Source organism: Oceanobacter mangrovi (genome assembly GCF_019740315.1).
GTDB classification, from domain to species: domain Bacteria; phylum Pseudomonadota; class Gammaproteobacteria; order Pseudomonadales; family Oceanobacteraceae; genus Oceanobacter; species Oceanobacter mangrovi.
This window is the reverse complement of the sequence record NZ_JAHXZR010000030.1, coordinates 1-1,037: the sequence shown is the minus strand read 5'-3', so window position 1 is coordinate 1,037 and position 1,037 is coordinate 1. Positions and strand designations below refer to the sequence as shown.

Annotated in this window: 1 protein-coding gene; it reads left to right on the top strand. The window is 50.8% G+C overall.

What is annotated here, in order from left to right; all coding sequences use genetic code 11:
- Positions 1-1,037, top strand: a 1,037-nt coding sequence (locus tag K6123_RS23080; protein WP_221801976.1) for a nucleotide sugar dehydrogenase, incomplete at both ends; no start/stop codon positions are given.

The window sequence follows — 1,037 nt, the reverse complement described above, 5'->3', positions numbered from 1 at the left end:
TCCCAGCACAATGAAGTGGTTGCGCTGGATATTGTCCCGGAAAAGGTTGAGATGCTGAATAATCGGCAGTCTCCGATTGTTGATGTTGAGATCGAGGATTTTCTCAACAACAAGACGCTCAACTTCACAGCGACGCTGGACAAGCAGCAGGCTTATGAAGGTGCCAGCTTTGTCATAATCGCCACGCCAACGGACTATGACACCGAAAACAACTACTTCAACACCCGTTCGGTTGAAGCGGTGATCAAGGATGTGATGGCGATCAATCCGGATGCGGTGATGGTCATCAAATCCACCATTCCGGTGGGCTATACCCAGCGTATCAAGCAGGAATTTGGCACCAGCAACATCATCTTCTCGCCTGAGTTTTTGCGTGAAGGCAAGGCGTTGTACGACAACCTGTACCCATCCCGTATCATCATTGGTGAGCGCAGTGAGCGTGCCGAGCAGTTTGCTGGCCTGTTGCTGCAGGGGGCGGTGAAAAAAGACGTCAAGGTGCTTTACACCGACTCTACCGAGGCGGAAGCGGTCAAGCTGTTCTCCAACACCTACCTGGCGATGCGGGTGGCTTATTTCAACGAGCTGGACACCTATGCTTCGACTCATGGTCTGGATACTCGCCAGATTATCGAGGGTGTTGGTCTGGACCCGCGTATTGGCAATCACTACAACAACCCGTCGTTTGGTTATGGTGGTTATTGTTTGCCGAAAGATACCAAGCAGTTGCTGGCCAACTTCAATCAGGTGCCGAATAACCTGATTCGGGCGATTGTGGATTCCAACAGTACCCGTAAGGATTTTATTGCCGATAGTGTGATTGCCAAAAATCCGCAGGTTGTGGGTATCTACCGTCTGGTGATGAAAGCGGGTTCTGACAACTTCCGTGCCTCGGCGATTCAGGGGGTTATGAAGCGCATCAAGGCCAAGGGCATCGAAGTCGTGGTGTACGAGCCGGTGATGGAAGAAGACGATTTCTTCAATTCACGGGTGATCAAGGATCTGCAGGAATTCAAACAGATTTCAGACGTGATTATTGC